Origin of the sequence: Janthinobacterium sp. EB271-G4-7A (assembly GCF_020858075.1) — a bacterium.
GTDB classification, from domain to species: domain Bacteria; phylum Pseudomonadota; class Gammaproteobacteria; order Burkholderiales; family Burkholderiaceae_D; genus Janthinobacterium; species Janthinobacterium lividum.
The window spans coordinates 3,042,582-3,060,704 of the sequence record NZ_JACYMI010000001.1 but is presented as its reverse complement, the minus strand read 5'-3'; the positions used below and the strand labels follow the sequence as shown (position 1 = coordinate 3,060,704).

11 protein-coding genes and 3 tRNA genes are annotated in these 18,123 nt (G+C 60.1%); 12 read left to right on the top strand and 2 right to left on the bottom strand.

Annotated features, from left to right (window positions below):
• Positions 1 to 150: 150 nt before the first annotated feature.
• The 11 genes from IGS58_RS13825 to IGS58_RS13775 all read left to right on the top strand — a co-directional run bounded on the left by IGS58_RS13825 (position 151) and on the right by IGS58_RS13775 (position 14,706).
• The gene (locus IGS58_RS13825) at positions 151 to 1,314 is read left to right on the top strand and encodes an efflux RND transporter periplasmic adaptor subunit (protein WP_230521741.1); all 1,164 of its coding nucleotides are present in this window, start codon (positions 151 to 153) and stop codon (positions 1,312 to 1,314) included.
• The gene (locus tag IGS58_RS13820) at positions 1,311 to 4,409 is read left to right on the top strand and encodes an efflux RND transporter permease subunit (RefSeq protein ID WP_230521740.1); all 3,099 of its coding nucleotides are present in this window, start codon (positions 1,311 to 1,313) and stop codon (positions 4,407 to 4,409) included. Before IGS58_RS13825 ends, IGS58_RS13820 begins: the two co-directional genes overlap by 4 nt.
• A 175-nt stretch (positions 4,410 to 4,584) precedes the next feature.
• A tRNA-Leu gene (locus tag IGS58_RS13815) sits at positions 4,585 to 4,667 on the top strand.
• A 726-nt stretch (positions 4,668 to 5,393) separates the two neighbouring features.
• On the top strand, positions 5,394 to 6,734 hold the full coding sequence (gene tig, locus IGS58_RS13810) for a trigger factor (RefSeq protein ID WP_070256539.1): 1,341 nt from the start codon (positions 5,394 to 5,396) through the stop codon (positions 6,732 to 6,734).
• An 85-nt stretch (positions 6,735 to 6,819) separates the two neighbouring features.
• Positions 6,820 to 7,437 (top strand): ATP-dependent Clp endopeptidase proteolytic subunit ClpP, encoded by a 618-nt coding sequence (gene clpP, locus IGS58_RS13805; protein WP_369811567.1) that lies wholly within the window; start codon positions 6,820 to 6,822, stop codon positions 7,435 to 7,437.
• 200 nt (positions 7,438 to 7,637) lie between these two features.
• On the top strand, positions 7,638 to 8,906 hold the full coding sequence (clpX, locus tag IGS58_RS13800) for an ATP-dependent Clp protease ATP-binding subunit ClpX (protein ID WP_034787303.1): 1,269 nt from the start codon (positions 7,638 to 7,640) through the stop codon (positions 8,904 to 8,906).
• Between the two features lie 276 nt (positions 8,907 to 9,182).
• Entirely contained in the window at positions 9,183 to 11,594 is a 2,412-nt protein-coding gene (lon, locus tag IGS58_RS13795) for an endopeptidase La (protein WP_034787304.1), read from the top strand.
• 204 nt (positions 11,595 to 11,798) lie between these two features.
• A complete protein-coding gene (locus IGS58_RS13790; protein WP_010398442.1) occupies positions 11,799 to 12,071 on the top strand; it encodes an HU family DNA-binding protein in 273 nt (90 codons plus the stop codon).
• 125 nt (positions 12,072 to 12,196) lie between these two features.
• Positions 12,197 to 12,273 (top strand) — tRNA-Asp (locus IGS58_RS13785).
• Positions 12,274 to 12,290: 17 nt separating this feature from the next.
• Positions 12,291 to 12,367: transfer RNA gene (locus IGS58_RS13780), tRNA-Asp, on the top strand.
• Between the two features lie 413 nt (positions 12,368 to 12,780).
• The gene (locus IGS58_RS13775; RefSeq protein WP_268989831.1) at positions 12,781 to 14,706 is read left to right on the top strand and encodes a SurA N-terminal domain-containing protein; all 1,926 of its coding nucleotides are present in this window, start codon (positions 12,781 to 12,783) and stop codon (positions 14,704 to 14,706) included.
• 183 nt (positions 14,707 to 14,889) lie between these two features.
• Here the strand turns inward: IGS58_RS13775 and IGS58_RS13770 are convergent, their stop codons facing one another.
• Positions 14,890 to 15,579, bottom strand: a complete 690-nt coding sequence (locus tag IGS58_RS13770; RefSeq protein WP_442908363.1) for an arylesterase — start codon at positions 15,577 to 15,579, stop codon at positions 14,890 to 14,892.
• Between IGS58_RS13770 and IGS58_RS13765 the strand changes: the two genes are divergently transcribed.
• Positions 15,578 to 16,330, top strand: coding sequence for an ABC transporter ATP-binding protein (locus tag IGS58_RS13765; RefSeq protein ID WP_070259770.1), 753 nt, complete (start codon positions 15,578 to 15,580; stop codon positions 16,328 to 16,330). The genes IGS58_RS13770 and IGS58_RS13765 overlap by 2 nt on opposite strands.
• A gap of 117 nt (positions 16,331 to 16,447) precedes the next feature.
• Here the strand turns inward: IGS58_RS13765 and IGS58_RS13760 are convergent, their stop codons facing one another.
• A complete protein-coding gene (locus IGS58_RS13760) occupies positions 16,448 to 17,992 on the bottom strand; it encodes an NAD(P)H-hydrate dehydratase (protein ID WP_230521738.1) in 1,545 nt (514 codons plus the stop codon).
• Between the last annotated feature and the right edge of the window lie 131 nt (positions 17,993 to 18,123).

The window sequence follows — 18,123 nt, the reverse complement described above, 5'->3', positions numbered from 1 at the left end:
ATTAGGCGAAGAGTACTTCCGCCATGACCAAACTGATATTGTCACAAATTTAAGGATATCGCGTGCGAAAAAGTTTGGCCTGGCCCAAAGGACAGGCAAAAAGTTTCTCCGCATAAAAATATTACAGCCCGCATAGTAAAGGAAAATACCTTGTTTGCCCTGAAAACCCTGCGCCGCGAGACCGGCGCTTCCGCACTTCCTGCCCTGCGGCTGATCGCCGCCGCCGCCCTGGCGATGACATTGGCGGCCTGTTCCAAGCCTGCCGTCAAAGTGGAAGACGTGCGCCCCGTGCGCGCGATTGTGTTGTCTAGTAGTAATGTTGACGTGAGTGCCGAGCTGTCGGGCGAGGTCGTGCCCCGTGTCGTATCGCAGCTGGGCTTCCGCGTGGGGGGCAAGATTGTGGCGCGCAAGGTCGACGTGGGCGCCAGCGTGAAGAAGGGGCAAGTGCTGATGCAGCTCGATCCTGTCGACTTGCAGCTGTCGCAGGCGCAGGCCAAGGCCTCGCTGGTCAGCGCGGAGACGAGCCGCGACCTGGCGCGCGCGGAATTGAAGCGCTACCAGGATTTGCGTGAGAAGAACTTCGTCAGCCAGGCCGTGCTCGACGGCAAGGATGCCACCTACAAGGCGGCGCAGGCGAACGTGGAAGCGGCCCAGGCCCTGTACCGTGGTCAGGCGAACCAGTCCGGCTATGCCAGCTTGCTGGCTGACGTCGATGGCGTCGTCACGCGCATCGAGGCTGAAGTGGGGCAGGTGGTGGCGCCCGGCGCGCCCGTGGTGCAAGTGGCCAGGAGCGGCGAGAAGGAAGTCGTGATCGGCATTCCCGAAGATAAGGTGGAAACCTTGCGCGGCGTCAAGGATGTGGTGGTGCGCCTGTGGGCCGACCCGAAGCAGGCGCTGCCGGGCAAGATCCGCGAAGTATCGCCCGTGGCCGATGCCGCCACGCGCACCTATCTGGCGAAAGTCAGCATCCCGGACGCGCCGCAGGCACGCCTGGGCATGACGGCCGTGGTGCAGTTCGCCTCGCAGACGGCCACGCCGCAGATCAAGGTGCCGTTGACGGCCCTGTTCAATGAAAAGTCGCAAAGTTCCGTGTGGGTGGTGGAAAACGGCGCCGTGAAGCTCGTGCCGGTGACGGTGGGCGGCGTCGCGGGCAATGAGTTGCTGCTGACCTCGGGCGTGAAGGAAGGCCAGACGGTCGTCACGGCCGGCGTCAACCTGCTCAAGCCGGGCCAGAAAGTGACCATTCTCGGCGCCGAACTGGCCAGCAAGCCTGAAGTGGCCGCTGCCCCCGTCAGCGTGGGTGCGGCCAAATGAAGGGCGGCTTCAATCTGTCGCGCTGGGCGCTCGAACACATCCCGCTGACGCGCTACCTGATGGCCGTGCTGCTGATTGGCGGCATGCTCAGCTACGCCAGCCTGGGCCAGGATGAAGATCCCCCGTTCACCTTCCGCGCCATGGTCTTGCAAGCCTACTGGCCCGGCGCCACGGCCTTGCAGATGGCCGAGCAGGTGACGGACAAGCTGGAAAAGAAACTGCAGGAAACGCCGTACATCGACGAGATCACCAGCTATTCGAAGCCGGGAGAAACCTTGATCCTGCTGGAGCTGCGCGAATCGGCGCCGCCCAAGGAAACGGCCGCCGCCTGGTACCAGGTGCGCAAGAAGATCGGCGACATCCAGGGCACCTTGCCGGCCGGCGTCGTGGGCCCGTTCTTCAATGACGAGTTCGGCGACACGTACGGCTCCATCTTCGCCCTGTCCGGCGATGGTTTTACGTACGCGGAAATGAAGGATTACGCGGACAAGGTGCGCCAGGAACTGCTGGCCGTGGGGCAGGTATCGAAGGTGGAGCTGTTCGGCGTGCAGGATGAAAAGATCAATATCATCTTTTCGCACAAGAAATTTGCCCAGCTGGGCATTCCGTTCGACGCCATCGTGCAGCAACTGTCCGCGCAAAACAGCATCAACGCCACCGGCGTGCTGGTGACGCCGACGGACAATCTGCAAGTGCGCGTGACGGGCGCCATGGTGACCGTCAAGGACCTGGAAAACCTGGAACTGCGCGCCAACGGCACGACTTTCCGCCTTGGTGATTTTGCCACAGTAAAACGTGAACTCGTCGATCCTCCCAAGGACAAGATGCGTTTCAATGGCAAGGAAGTGATCGGCCTGGGCGTGTCGATGGAAAAGGGCGGCAATATCATCGACATGGGCAAGGCCTTGCAGGCGACGGTGACGCGCATGAAGGGCGAATTGCCGGTCGGCATAGAGCTGCAGCGCGTGTCGAACCAGCCGGAAGCCGTGTCCGCCTCCGTGGGTGAATTCGTGCATACCCTGATCGAAGCCATCTTGATCGTGCTGGCCGTCAGCTTCGTCGCGCTGGGCTTGCACACCAAGCCGCTGCGCATCGACGTGCGGCCCGGCCTGGTGGTGGCGCTGACCATCCCGCTGGTGCTGGCCGTCACCTTCCTGTTCATGCGCCTGCTCGACATCGACTTGCACAAGATTTCCCTGGGCGCCCTGATCATCGCGCTGGGCTTGCTGGTCGATGACGCCATCATTGCCGTCGAGATGATGGTGCGCAAGATGGAAGAGGGCATGTCGCGTTTCGACGCGGCCACCTTCGCCTACACATCGACGGCCATGCCCATGTTGACGGGCACCCTGATCACAGTGGCGGGCTTCTTGCCCATCGGCCTGGCCAAGTCGGCCGCCGGTGAATACACGTTCTCCTTGTTCTCCGTCAATGCGTTGGCCTTGATCATCTCGTGGGTGGTGGCGGTCGTATTCACGCCCTACATCGGTTATGTCTTGCTGAAAGTCAAACCGCACGCGCACAACGACCATGAATTGTTCGATACGCCGAACTTCCGCCGCTTCCGCCGCGCCGTCACCTGGTGCGTGGAATGGCGCAAGACGACGATCGCCGCCACCCTGGCCATCTTTGCGCTGGGCATCTATGGCTTTAACTTTATCGAAAAGCAATTCTTCCCCGATTCCAGCCGTCCTGAGCTGATGGTGGAACTGTGGTCGCCCGAAGGCACGACCTTTGCTGCGAATGAAAAGCAGGTCAAGAAATTCGAGGCGTTCGTCGGCAAGCTCGACGGCGTGGAAAGTGTGACCAGCTATGTCGGTACGGGCAGCCCCCGTTTTTACCTGCCGCTGGACCAGATATTCCCGCAGACCAATGTGTCGCAAGTGGTGGTCTTGCCGAAGAGCCTGGCCGACCGCGAACGCCTGCGCCAGCAAATCGTCGATGTCTTCAAGAAGGATTTTCCGGAAGTGCGGGGCCGTGTAAAACTGTTGCCGAATGGGCCGCCGGTGCCGTATCCGGTGCAGTTTCGCGTCACTGGACCGGAAGTGGCCGGTGTGCGGGCCATCGCTGACCAGGTCAAGGACATCATGCGCGCCAATCCGAACACCCTGGGCGTGAACGACAACTGGAATGAATCGGTGAAAGTGCTGCGCCTGGACCTGGACCAGGACAAGATGCGCGCGCTGGGCGTCACCTCGAAAACGGTGATGCAGGCGGCCAATACGATTCTGTCGGGTACCGTCATCGGCCAATTCCGTGAAGACAATAAGCTGATCGACATCCAGGTGCGCCAGCCGCTGGAAGAGCGGGCGACGATTTCCGTGCTGAATGACACGAATATCCCGACGGCAACGGGCAAGTCCGTGCCCATTTCGCAGCTGGCCCGCGCGCATTTCGTGTGGGAGCCGGGTGTCGTCTGGCGCGACAAGCGCGAATGGGCCATTACCGTGCAATCGGACGTGATCGATGGTATCCAGGGCGCGACGGTGTCGACGCAGCTGGCGCCGCAGCTGGACGCCTTGCGGGCCAAGTTGCCGGCCGGCTATCGCATCAATGTGAAAGGCGTGGCGGCCGACAGCGGCGAGGCGGAAGCGTCGATCTCGGCGAACTTGCCGCTGGCTATCTTCATCATCTTCACCTTGCTGATGCTGCAGTTGCACAGTTTCTCGCGTTCCCTGCTGGTATTCCTGACGGGGCCGCTGGGCGTGGCCGGTGCCGCGTTTGCCTTGCTGCTGCTGCACCGCCCGCTGGGTTTCGTGGCCAACCTGGGCGTCATTGCGCTGTTCGGCATGATCATCCGCAACTCGGTGATCCTCGTCGACCAGATCGAGCAAGACATCCGCGATGGTTCGGCCCCATGGGACGCCATCATCGACTCGGCCGTGCGCCGCTGCCGTCCCATCGTGCTGACGGCCGCCGCCGCGGCGCTGGCCATGATCCCGTTGTCGCGTTCCGTGTTCTGGGGGCCGATGGCAGTCGCCATCATGGGCGGCCTGATCCTGGCGACGGCCTTGACCTTGCTGTTCTTGCCGGCCCTGTATGCGGCCTGGTTCCGGGTCAAGAAGCCGGAGCCGGCGACCGCAAAAGAAGGCTAGCAGCCAGCGCCAGGGCGCGGGCATAAAAAAGGCGGCATTCCTCTGGGAAATCCAGTAGAATGCCGCCTTTGCTTTACCGAGGGCTTGCCCGTTGAGTCCACGGTAGCCAGATCGCTCCCGAGTTGTTAAAATCAGGGAAGTCGCCTGTGGCAAGCAGTGCAAAGTAGTACAAAATGCGGATGTGGTGGAATTGGTAGACACGCTGGTCTTAGAAGCCAGTGCTTCGGCTTGGGAGTTCGAGTCTCCCCATCCGCACCAATCCGGGTTGTTCCAGCCCGGACGTGCAGCACCATCAAGTTGTTCTTCAGCCTCGTTGCAGGCGTCTTTCCTGTTTTTCTTGCTGCCTTTCCTGTATTTCCGTCATCCCGGCTGCCTTTGCTTGCGCCATTTTTCGCCAGAGATCGGGCGGCAGGGAAGAGCCCGGGCGGAGATTTGCCTGAAAAATGGCCAAATTGAGGTAAATCAAAGGTTTTTTGCCCGAAATCTTCGCTCTGGGCGCATTTCTTTGTTTCGGACGGGGCGCCAGTTCGCATATACTAATGAACGAAGCAGGCTGGAAAGCCTGTCTCTGGCGAAATAAAGAATGCCGGGGCAAGAGTAAAGACAGGGCACCCCCAGGCTGTGGCGATTCATTCGCCGCCGCTGGTATCCTCTGTGGCCGGGCTGCAAAGCCAGCCACTTTCCCGAAGTCCTTTGTTATAATGCCACGCTTTACCGAATGATGGCCGGCCCTGCATTTACTTAGAAGCAAGGCTGGACGCTCGGAGCCCTGTCGCAGTACTGGAAGCGGCGGATTGTTTGGTGCCTGGTGCGGGTTTTTCCCTCAGCCGGGTAGACCAGGTCCATTGTCCTGCTTGCAGTACTTTTACAGATGAATATGCGAGCGAGTGAAGCTGGACCCATGTCTTGTTGCCAGTGATGGCGCAAGGGGTCGGGTCTTCTTTTCTCGCACCAACAGTGTTTATTTTTTGGACGATTTTTTACATGGCAACTGCAGTCGAAACCTTGGGCAAACTCGAACGTCGTATCACGATCTCCTTCCCGCTGACGGACGTCCGCACGGAAGTTGAGAAGCGCCTGAAAGTGCAAGCCCGTACGGCTAAGGCACCGGGCTTCCGTCCGGGCAAAGTGCCGTTGAAAATGGTCGCAGCACAATACGGCTACCAAATTGAATCCGAAGTGCTGAACGACAAAGTCGGCCGCGCGTTCAACGACGCCGCCAACGAAAACAATCTGCGCGTGGCCGGTTTCCCGAACATCGTGCCGAAAGAAGAAGCAGCCGAAGGCCAGCTGGCTTTCGACGCAACGTTCGAAGTGTATCCGGAAGTCGCCATCGGCGACCTGACGGCCGTTGAAATCGAAACCGTGCAAGCCGACGTGTCGGAAGCCGAAATCGACAAGACCATCGACATCCTGCGCAAGCAGCGCGTGCACTTCCACACCAAGGGCGAAGCTGGCGAACACGGCGACGGCGGTGAGCCGATCGCTGCCAACGGCGACCGCGTGACCGTCGACTTCGTCGGTTCGATCGACGGCGTTGAATTCCCAGGCGGCAAAGCTGAAGGCTACGCTTTCGTGCTGGGCGAAGGCCGCATGCTGCCAGAATTCGAAGCAGCGACCCTGGGCCTGAAAGTAGGCGAGTCGAAGACTTTCCCACTGTCGTTCCCAGAGGACTACCACGGTAAAGACGTTGCCGGCAAAACCGCTTCGTTCACCATCACCCTGCAAAAGCTGGAATGGGCGCACCTGCCGGAAGTCGATGCCGAATTCGCAAAGTCCCTGGGCGTTGCCGATGGCGACCTGGCCAAAATGCGCGAAGACATCAAAGTCAACCTGCAACGTGAAGTCGCTGGCCGCGTAAAAGCACGCAACAAGGAAGCCGTCATGGACGCGCTGATCAAAGTTGCTGAGCTGGAAGTGCCAAAAACGCTGATCGCTCAGGATTCCGAGCGCCTGGCCGAAATGACCCGCCAGGACATGGCGCAGCGCGGCATGAACGTCAAGGACGTGCCTTTCCCAGCAGAACTGTTCGCAGAAAAAGCCGAGCGTCGCGTACGCCTGGGCCTGATCCTGTCGCAACTGGTTGGCGACAACAAGCTGCAGGCTACGCCTGAGCAAGTCAAGGCGCAAATCGAAGATTTCGCCCAAAGCTACGAAGATCCACGCGAAGTGCTGAAGTACTACTACAGCGACCGTCGTCGTCTGGGTGAGATCGAAGCCCTTGTATTGGAAGAAAACGTCGTCACCTACGTGTTGGGCCTGTCGAAAGTCACGACGAAAGCAGTTGCTTTCGACGAACTGATGGGAAGCAACGCACAAGCGTAAACCAGTTGGTATCCGGGTGCCGGCTCTTGCCGCAAGGTAGTGGCGGCATCCCCTAACTGCTTCACAAGGAAATGAAATGACAGGTATGAACCGTAATCCGGCGCTGGACACAGAGATGCTCGGCCTGGTGCCGATGGTGGTGGAACAAAGCGGTCGCGGCGAGCGCTCGTATGATATTTACTCGCGCCTGCTGAAAGAACGCTTGATTTTCATGGTCGGCCCGGTCAATGACCAGATGGCCAACCTGGTTGTCGCCCAGCTGCTGTTCCTGGAAAGCGAAAATCCGGAAAAGGAAATCTCGCTCTACATCAACTCGCCAGGTGGTTCGGTCTCGGCCGGCATGGCCATCTACGACACCATGCAGTTCATCAAGCCGGACGTCTCGACCCTGTGCACGGGCATGGCTGCTTCGATGGGCGCTTTCCTGCTGGCCGCTGGCGCCAAGGGCAAGCGTTTCTCGCTGCCGAACTCGCGCATCATGATTCACCAGCCGTCCGGTGGTTCGCAAGGCATGGCGTCCGATATCGAGATCCAGGCGAAGGAAATCCTTTACCTGCGCACCCGCTTGAACGGCATCATGGCCGAGCGCACGGGCCAGACGATCGAACAGATCGCCAAGGACACCGACCGCGACCGTTTCATGTCCGCCGACGAGGCCGTTGAGTATGGTTTGATCGACAAAGTGTTGACCAGCCGCGCTTGATGAGCCCCTACCGGTATTGCTAAGTACGTAAGTTAACGCCCGGGCGCTCAAACGTTCGGGCGTTTCGCTTTTATTTCGGGTAGCATGGAGCTTGTGCGCGTTGTTGACTTGCGCCATGGCTAGCGGCCTTTACGGGCAGCAACCATCATCCGGCTTGCGATTTTGCAATATTGTTAATGCAGTTCCAACCAAAATGCCTTATGTCAGACAAAAAATCCTCTAGCGGCGAAAAATTACTGTATTGCTCGTTCTGCGGCAAAAGCCAGCACGAGGTGAAGAAACTCATCGCCGGCCCGTCCGTGTTCATTTGCGACGAGTGCATCGACTTGTGCAACGACATCATCCGTGATGAAACGTCGAGCATCGAGACGGTGACCGGTACCAAATCGGACCTGCCGACACCGCAAGAAATTGCCGCCTTGCTCGATCAGTACGTGATCGGCCAGCAGACTGCCAAGCGCATCCTGTCGGTGGCGGTGTACAACCATTACAAGCGCCTCAAGCACCTGGGCAAGAAAGACGACATCGAACTGGCCAAGAGCAACATCTTGCTGGTCGGTCCTACCGGTTCGGGCAAGACCCTGCTGGCACAGACCCTGGCGCGCATGCTCAACGTGCCGTTCGTGATCGCCGATGCCACCACCCTGACCGAAGCCGGTTACGTGGGTGAAGACGTGGAAAACATCATCCAGAAGCTGCTGCAAAGCTGCAACTATGACGTCGAGAAAGCCCAGCGCGGCATCGTCTATATCGATGAGATCGACAAGATTTCGCGCAAGTCCGACAATCCGTCCATCACGCGCGACGTGTCGGGCGAGGGCGTGCAGCAAGCCTTGCTCAAACTCATCGAAGGCACGATGGCTTCCGTGCCGCCACAAGGCGGCCGCAAGCACCCGAACCAGGATTTCGTGCAGATCGACACGACCAACATCATGTTCATCTGCGGTGGCGCCTTTGACGGCTTGTCGAAAGTGATCGCCAACCGTTCCGAAAAGAGCGGCATCGGCTTCTCGGCCACGGTGCGCAGCAAGTCGCAAAGCACGGCCAGCGAACTGATGTTGCAAGCGGAACCGGAAGATCTGGTCAAGTTCGGCCTGATCCCGGAACTGGTGGGCCGTCTGCCCGTCATCGCCACCCTGGCTGAATTGACGGAAGAAGCGCTGATCCAGATCCTGGTCGAGCCGAAGAATGCGCTGATCAAGCAGTATTCGAAGCTGCTCGAGATGGAAGGCGCGGAACTGGAGATTCGTCCGGCCGCCTTGCATGCGATCGCCAAGAAGGCGCTGGCGCGCAAGACCGGTGCCCGTGGCCTGCGTTCCATCCTGGAACATGCTTTGCTGGACGTCATGTACGAACTGCCGAGCGAACAAAATGTGGTGAAAGTCGTCATCGACGAAAATACCATCACCAGCGGCGCCAAACCTTTGTTGATTTATCAAGAGACTGCCAAGGCCTCCGGAGAAAATTGATTACTGCCGAGACAAATGCATAAAAAGGGTTTTGATTCCTTAATGCATGGCAGTACAATTTAAATCAATGAGTGCAGGCTTCAATCGGAAAGCCACTCGCGGCGCTTAGCTGCGCGTGGCTTTTTTACTGTGAAAACTGCATTTATTACCGTCATGCGGGTGTGTTTTGCGAAATAGACAGAAAAATGTTTGTTTCACAGAATTATTTATTCTCGCCGGTCTTGTGTTTTGGCAGCGAGCGCCAACATCGTAAACACGCTTTCTATAAGGTACGCCATGACAACTTCCAAATTAACTGAGCAAACTCAACTGCCGTTATTGCCGTTGCGGGATGTCGTCGTTTTCCCGCATATGGTGATACCGCTGTTCGTTGGCCGTCCAAAGTCGATCAAGGCGCTGGAAGCTGCGATGGAGCAGGGCAAGAGCATCATGCTTGCCGCTCAAAAAGCAGCCGCGAAGGACGAGCCGTCTCCTTCGGATATCTATGAAATTGGCTGCGTCGCCAATATTCTGCAAATGCTGAAGCTGCCCGATGGCACCGTCAAGGTGCTGGTCGAAGGCGCGCAGCGTGCCCGTATCAACCACATCAGCGATGCGCCGACGCACTTCATCGCCGACCTGACGCCGCTCGAGTCCGAGCCGGGCGACGAGTCGGAAGTCGAAGCCATGCGCCGCGCGATCGTGCAGCAGTTCGACCAGTACGTCAAACTGAACAAAAAGATTCCACCGGAAATCCTCGCTTCGCTGTCGGGCATCGACGATGCCGGCCGCCTGGCCGACACGGTTGCCGCGCATCTGCCGCTGAAGCTTGAGCAAAAACAAGTCATCCTGGAAATTTTCAGCGTGGCCAAGCGCCTCGAGCACCTGCTGGGCCAGCTCGAAGGCGAGCTCGACATCCTGCAGGTGGAAAAGCGCATCCGCGGCCGCGTCAAGCGCCAGATGGAAAAGTCGCAGCGCGAGTACTACCTGAACGAGCAAGTCAAGGCGATCCAGAAGGAACTGGGCGAGGGCGAAGATGGCGCCGACCTCGACGAGCTGGAGAAAAAAGTCGCTTCGGCAAAGATGCCGAAGGAAGCGCTCGACAAGGCCACCAACGAGCTGAAAAAACTCAAGCTGATGTCGCCGATGTCGGCCGAAGCCACCGTCGTGCGCAACTACATCGACACCCTGGTCAATTTGCCTTGGAAAAAGAAATCCAAGGTCAATAACGACCTGGCGAATGCGGAAAAAGTGCTCGAGGGCGACCACTACGGCCTCGACAAGGTCAAGGAACGCATCCTGGAATACCTCGCGGTGCAACAGCGCGTCGACAAGCTGAAAGCGCCTATCCTGTGCTTCGTCGGTCCTCCGGGCGTCGGCAAGACTTCGCTGGGCCAGTCCATCGCCCGCGCGACGAACCGCAAGTTCGTGCGCATGGCCCTGGGCGGCGTGCGCGACGAAGCCGAGATCCGCGGCCACCGCCGCACCTACATCGGCTCGATGCCGGGCAAGATATTGCAATCGCTGTCGAAAGTCGGCGTGCGCAATCCTTTGTTCCTGCTCGATGAAGTCGACAAGATGGGCGCCGATTTCCGTGGCGATCCATCGTCGGCCCTGCTGGAAGTGCTCGATCCGGAACAGAACCACACGTTCTCCGACCATTACATCGAAGTCGATTTCGACTTGTCCGACGTGATGTTCGTGGCCACGTCGAACTCGTACAATATTCCGCCAGCCTTGCTCGACCGCATGGAAGTGATCCGTCTGTCCGGTTACACGGAAGACGAAAAGACCAGCATCGCGCAGCGTTATCTGCTGCCGAAGCAGATCAAGAACAATGGCTTGAAGGAAGAGGAAATCTCGGTGGCCGAGTCGGCCTTGCGCGACATCATCCGCTACTACACGCGGGAAGCCGGTGTGCGTTCGCTCGAGCGTGAAGTGTCGAAGATCTGCCGCAAGGTGGTCAAGATGCTGCTGCTGAAGAAATCCGACAAGAAGGTCATCGTCAACTCGAAGAACCTGGATAAATTCCTTGGCGTGCGCCGTTATGATTTTGGTGTCGCAGAGAAAGAAAACCAGGTAGGCCAGGTGGTCGGTCTGGCATGGACGGAAGTGGGCGGCGATCTGCTGACTATCGAAGCCGTGTCGATGCCGGGCAAGGGCGGCATCATCCGCACGGGTACGCTGGGCGACGTCATGAAAGAGTCGATCGAGGCAGCCCGCACGGTGGTGCGCAGCCGGGCACAGCGCCTGGGCATCAAGGCGGACGTGTTCGAGAAGAGCGACATCCACATCCACGTGCCGGAAGGCGCGACACCGAAGGACGGTCCTTCGGCTGGCGCGGCCATGACGGTGGCGATGGTGTCGGTCTTCACGGGCATCCCCGTGCGCGCCGACGTGGCGATGACGGGCGAGATCACCTTGCGCGGCGAAGTATTGCCGATCGGCGGCCTGAAAGAAAAGCTGCTGGCAGCGCATCGCGGCGGCATCAAGACGGTCCTGATTCCAGAGCAGAATGTGAAAGACCTGGCCGATATTCCGGACAACGTCAAGAACAAACTGGAGATCGTTCCCGTGCGCTGGATCGACAAAGTGCTGGAAATCGCCCTCGAACGCATGCCTGAAGCGTTGGCGGACGTCGCTGCGGTGGAGGCTGTCACGGCTGCCGCGGCCAAGCCTGACGCGGCCGGCGAGGTAGTAAAACACTAACGTTTTACCCCTGTTTTCCCCAAACAAGCGCTTTTAGAGCGCTTGTTTTATATTGAAACGTGAATTGCGCCCCCAAAGCGCTTGACACATATACAGTGTGGCTTGTTTAATACGCCTGCACATTTTTTTCGCCGGACAGCTGTGGTGCCAAAAGTGCCGCAACGATACGGTAAACGTTTTATACCTTTGTAATTGGGGATGCTAGTGAACAAGACTGAATTGATCGACCACATTGCTGAAAAAGCTGACATTTCCAAAGCCGCCGCTGCGCGCGCACTCGACGCTGTTATCGGCGGCGTGACGGAAACTTTGAAAAACAACGACAGCGTGACGCTGGTTGGTTTTGGCACTTTCTCGGTCAGCGAACGCGCTGAGCGTACCGGCCGCAATCCGCGTACCAAAGAAGCGATCACGATCGAAGCTGCAAAAGTTCCAAAATTTAAAGCTGGTAAAGCTTTGAAGGATGCTGTAAACTAACGGACTTCGGTGAGGTGACAATCACCGGAAACATTTGGCGGCGCCTTCGGGTGCCGCGATTTCAGGGTTGAAGTTCTTTGAATCGCAACCCTGGATACAAATGCAAGTAGTACTGTGTATTTTTCGGAGTGGTAGTTCAGTTGGTTAGAATGCCGGCCTGTCACGTCGGAGGTCGCGGGTTCGAGTCCCGTCCGCTCCGCCAAAAAAATACGCTCTCAAGGAGTGGTAGTTCAGTTGGTTAGAATACCGGCCTGTCACGTCGGGGGTCGCGGGTTCGAGTCCCGTCCGCTCCGCCAGAATATAGAAGCCCGCGCTGCTGAATAAGTAGCGCGGGTTTTTCTTTTATGCGCCCGATTATCTTTGCCCCCCCCTCGTTTTAATTCTGCCGCCATGCTTTTTCCGAATGGCCCGCGCGCGCATTTAAATCCGCTTTAAGCTTTGCCAGGTTTAATGTCCAGGCTGCCGCCTGGCCGGCCATGCGCCGCCAGGGCAGGGCGGGCGCCCTGATTTACTCTTGCTATAGCGCTATGGGCATTGTAGAATCAGGAGATAATGGCTTGGGCGTCAGAATCCTGCTTTAGTTCCAGCGCCAAGTTGTTGAATCTAAAGGGGAAGTGGACATCTGTCCCGTCCATTCCGCCGAAGAAATCAAGGCGAACGCATGTTCGCCTTTTTTTATAGTGATCCACTCATCCCGAATTGGCTGACCATGTTTGAATTTATTCGTACCCATCGACGCTTGATGCAGTTTCTCTTGATGCTGGTCATCGTCCCGTCTTTTGCACTGGTCGGTATCAGCGGCTACCAAAGCTTCGGCGATGGCGCGAACACCATCGCCAAGGTCGGCGACCAGGTCGTTACGCAGCAGCAATATGAAGAAGCGCAACGCCAGCAGATCGACCGCTACCGCCAGATGATGGGCGAGCAGTTCGACCAGAAAATGTTTGACACGCCGGAAGCACGCCAGAGCATCCTCGACAACCTGATCGCCGAGCGCGCCGTGGCCGCCGAAGTGGGCCGTAGCCACCTGGTCATCAGCGATGCCGTGCTGCAAAAGGAAGTGCTGGAAATCCCGGGCTTGACCTTGCCGGACGGTAAATTCGACCTGGAACGCTACAAGGCCATGCTGGCAGCCCAAGGCATGACGCCGCAGATGTACGATGCGCGCCGCCGCAGCGACCTGGCCCTGCAGCAACTGGCCGGCGCCGTGCAAGGCACCGCCTTCGCGCCGAGCACCGTCTCCAAGCGTTTGTCCGACATCACTTCGGAAGAGCGCGAAGTGCAGGAACTGCTGCTGCCGATCGCCCAGTACGTGCCGGAAGTCAAAGTGACGGACGCCATGATCAAGGCTTTCTATGACAAGAACAGCAAGTTCTTCGAAATCCCGGAACAAGCCAAGGTCGAATACGTCGTGCTGGACGACAGCGCCGCCGGCGAGCAAGTCGACGTCACCGACGCCGACGTGACCGGCTACTACGCGAAGAACCAGAAAGCCTACACGACGGAAGAAGCGCGCCAGGCCAGCCACATCCTCGTAGCCGTCAAGAAAGACGCCTCGGCCGCCGACAAGGCAGCCGCCAAGGCCAAGGCCGAAGCCATCCTGGCCGACGTGCGCAAGACGCCTGCCAGCTTTGCCGCCGTGGCGAAAGCCAAGTCGGAAGATCCGGCGTCCGCAGAGCAGGGCGGCGACCTGGGCGTGATTGGCAAGGATGGCTTGCCGGCACCGCTGCTGAGCGCTGTCGCGAAACTCAAGCAAGGCGAGATCAGCGACGTCGTCGCTTCCGATTTCGGCTTCCACATCCTGACCGTCACCTCGCTCAAGCCACAGCACGTGCGTGCGCTGGATGAAGTGCGCGGCGAAATCACGGCGGATCTGCGCAAGCAATTTGCCGCCAAGAAATACTCGGAAATGGCGGAAACGTTCACCAACACGGTCTACGAGCAATCGGACAGCCTGAAGCCGGTGGCCGACAAGCTGAAATTGAAAGTGGAAACCGTCGCCAACCTGTCGCGCACGCCGTCGCCAGCACTGGGCAAGGCGCCGTTCAACAATGCCAAGTTCCTGTCGGCCATCTTCTCGAACGATTCGCTGAAAGACAAGCGCAACACGGAAGCCGTGACCGTTGCGCCGAACGTGCTGATCGCCGGCCGCGTGGTGGAATTCAAGCCGGCGACCAAGCGTCCGCTGGCCGAAGTCGAAACGATGATCCGTCAGCGCGTGACCCTGGAAGAAGCGGAAAAGCTGGCCAAGAAAGCGGGCGAGACCAAGCTGGCAGCCTTGAAGGCATCCGGCGATGCGACGGGTTTCGGCGCGGCGCAATGGGTATCGCGCAGCAAGCTGGACGGCATCAACCGTGCCGCCATCGCGCAAGTCATGAAAGCGGACACGAGCAAGCTGCCAGCCTATGTGGGCGTGGACCTGCCAGCCCTGGGCTACGGCATCTACCGCATTGCCAAGGTGCAGCAGCCGGAGCAAGTGGACGCGGCGCGCCGCCAGCAAGAGAAAGACCAGATCGGCGGCATCCTGGCGCAACAGGAAATGTTCGATTATGTCGAGTACCTGAAAGCCAAGGCCAAGGTGAAGATCGTCAAGCCGGTCACCGCCCCAGCCACCCCAGCGCCGGAAGCACCGTAAGATTTAGTTTCCACGCATAAAAATAGCCGCTCTCAAGCGGCTATTTTTTTGAACACCTGCTAAAACTTACTGCGCGTCGTGACTTGCGTCTTGCGATGCTCACTGTGCTAAAGCACAGTTCCGCTTCTCATCCACAATTCACTTCCGCTCGCTACAGTTTTATCAGGTGTTCGGTACACTGGTTTACTTAGCTTTCAGCAACGGCGCCAGCTGTGGCCAGATATTTTTCAGGATGGTTGGATGGGCTAGCGCATTCGGGTGCATGCGGTCGGCCTGGAACAGCTGCGGCTGGTCGGCGATGCCTTCGAACATGAAGGGCACCAGCGGCGCCTTCCATTCCCTGGCCAGCTTGCCGTATACGCCGTAAAACTGTTCGCCGTAGGCGCGGCCATAGTTGGGCGGCATGCGCATGCCCACCAGCACCACCTGCGCCCCCGTCTTTTTCACGGCGTCGCCCATGGCGCGCAGATTCGCTTCGGCGGCCGCCACGGGCAAGCCGCGCAAGCCGTCATTGGCGCCCAGTTCGATCAGCACGACATCGGGCTGGTGCTTGGACAGCAGGGCGGGCAGGCGCGCGCGGCCGCCGCTGGTGGTCTCGCCGCTGATGCTGGCATTGACGATGCGCGTATCGTTCTTTTGCGCCTGCAGCCGCTGTTCCAGCAGCGCCACCCAGCCCGTGCCCCGCGCCAGCCCATACTCGGCCGAGAGGCTGTCGCCGAGCACCAGCAGCGTTTTTGGTGCAGAATAGGCGTTCGTCATGCTCGATACCAGCAGCAGGGCTGCCGCAGGAAGCAGGGACAGCGTGCGCCGCCGCATGCGGCTGCTGCCCTTGACACTTATTTGTTCACGAAATTTTTTAAGATAGATCAGCATGCCCGAATTCCCTAAAGCGACTTCCACCAGTTTTCTCCCGTCAGAAGCAGCGGCCCAGCGGCCCGCCGCACCCCACAGCCAAAATGCCCAGCCGGCCATCGAAGTGGTCCAGCTGGCCAAGCGCGTACCCGATGCCGATGGTGAGCTGACCATCCTGCATCAAGTCGATTTTACCGTGCAAACGGCGGAGACGCTGGCCATCGTCGGCGCCTCCGGTTCCGGCAAGTCGACTTTGCTGGGCTTGCTGGCGGGCCTGGACACGCCTAGCGAGGGCAAGGTGATCCTCGATGGCACGGATATCTTCGCCCTCGACGAAGACGGCCGCGCCGGTTTTCGCAAGGAAAAGCTCGGTTTCGTGTTTCAGTCCTTCCAGCTGCTGGCCCATTTGACGGCGCTGGAAAACGTCATGCTGCCGCTGGAATTGCGCGGCGACCCGGACGCGAAGGAAAAGGCGCAAGCCATGCTGGGCAGAGTCAACCTGGGCAGCCGCCTGAAGCACTATCCGAAATACCTGTCCGGCGGGGAGCAGCAGCGCGTGGCCCTGGCCCGCGCGTTCGTGACGGAACCGCCGCTGCTGTTCGCCGACGAGCCGACGGGCAGCCTCGATGCGGCCACCGGCGAGGCCGTGATCCAGCTGATGTTCGAGCTGAACCGCGAACGCGGCTCGACCCTGGTGCTGGTCACGCACGACAGCTCGATTGCGGCCCGCTGCGGGCGCACCATCACGATTGCGGCGGGCAGGTTGGTGTAATTGCGGCGCGGTGGTGTTGGATTACGCTGCGCTAATCCAACCTACGGCTTGAGGATGTCGGACGTCGGGTAGGTCGGATTAGCGGAACGCGTAATCCGACAAACACGCACCGCATGCCTATGCCGACAAGGCATTGATCAACCTGCGTATCGCCGGGATCAATTCCCCCGCCGTCAACCCGATGGGGCCGCTGCCTGCCGCCACCAGCGCATCGGCGGCGGCGCCGTGCAGCCACACGGCGCCCAGCGCCGCTTCCCATTCCGGCCAGCCTTGCGCCAGCAGGCTGCCGCACAGGCCGGACAACACGTCGCCCGTGCCGGCCGTCGCCAGCGCGGGGCCGCCCGTGTTGTTGACGACGACCTGGCCGTCGGGCGCGGCGATCACCGTGCCCGAACCTTTTAATACCACGATTGCGCCCAGCTGCGTGGCCAGCTGGCGCGCCGCGCCCAGGCGGTCAGCCTGCACTTCGGCCACCGTCATGTCGAGCAGGCGTGCCGCTTCCAGCGGATGCGGCGTCAATATCGTCGCTCCGGCACCCGTGCGCACGGCCAGCGCCGATTGCAGCTCCGGTTCGGCCGCCATCAGGTTCAGCGCGTCCGCATCCAGCAGCAGGGGGCTGTCGCTGTCAATGGCGCGCTGCAGCAGTTCCACCGTATCGGCCTTGTCGCCGAGGCCGGGGCCAGCCACCAGGGCCGCGAAGTGCAGGCCCGAGAAATCCACGTCCCTGGCGTGCCGGCACATCAGTTCCGGCTGGCCGCTGTCGAAGGCGGGCGGTGCGTCGGGAAACGCGATATACACTCTTCCCGCGCCCGCATGCAGGGCCGTGCGGGCGGCCAGGATGGGCGCGCCGGCCATGCCTTGCGCGCCGCCGATGACGGCCACGCTGCCGTAGCTGCCCTTGTGGGTATTCTGGCGCCGTGGCTGCAGCTGGCGGGCGAACAGGTGCAGGCCGCCCAGCTGCGCCTTCGCCGCGGGCAGCAGGGCAGGGGCTATGGCCAGCGCAGCCACTTCCACTTCCCCCGCATGGTCGCGGCCATTCGCCGTGTGCAGGCCTGGCTTGTCGCCGATGAAGGTGAGCGTATGCGTGGCGCGGATGGCGACGCCATCGATGGCGCCCGTGTCCGCGTGCAGGCCGCTGGGCACATCGAGCGCCAGCACGGGGCAATCGAGATTGTTGACCAGCTGCGCCATGTCGCGGCATTCGCCGTCCAGGGGACGCGACGCGCCGATGCCGAACAGGCCATCGATGACGAGGTGCCAGGGCGCGGCGCCCACTGCCGCAGACGCCATCGAAGTTGCCGCTTCCATGAAGCGGGCGGCGCTGTTGCGCGCGCGGCTCAGCGCCTGTTCGCGCTCGGGCGACGTGGCTTGTGCCTCGGGCGCCAGCCAGACGAGCACCTCGGTGCCGCTGCCGGCCAGGTGCGCGGCCGCTTCCAGCGCGTCGCCGCCGTTGTCGCCGGGGCCGGCCAGCACCAGTACGCGCCGGTGGCCCGCGCCGTCGCCATCTTCCTGGGCGTGCAGCAGCTTCAGGGCGGTACTGGCGGCAGCCTGGCCCGCGCGCTGCATCAGCAGCCCTTGCGGCAGGTCTTGCATGGCCGCTTGTTCGATGGCGCGCAGTTCGGCGATGGAGTACAGCGGTGTTGCAGAGTCGATCAGGGGCATGGAGCGTGTTCCGTTAGTCAGCATGTCTTCAACATAAGGCCGAAGCGGTCGAAAGGCAAGGCGCGCACGCCTGAAACGCGTCCCTGTTTGGCGGCTACAATAGCCATCTCACATAAGCGCGGGGGCAAGGC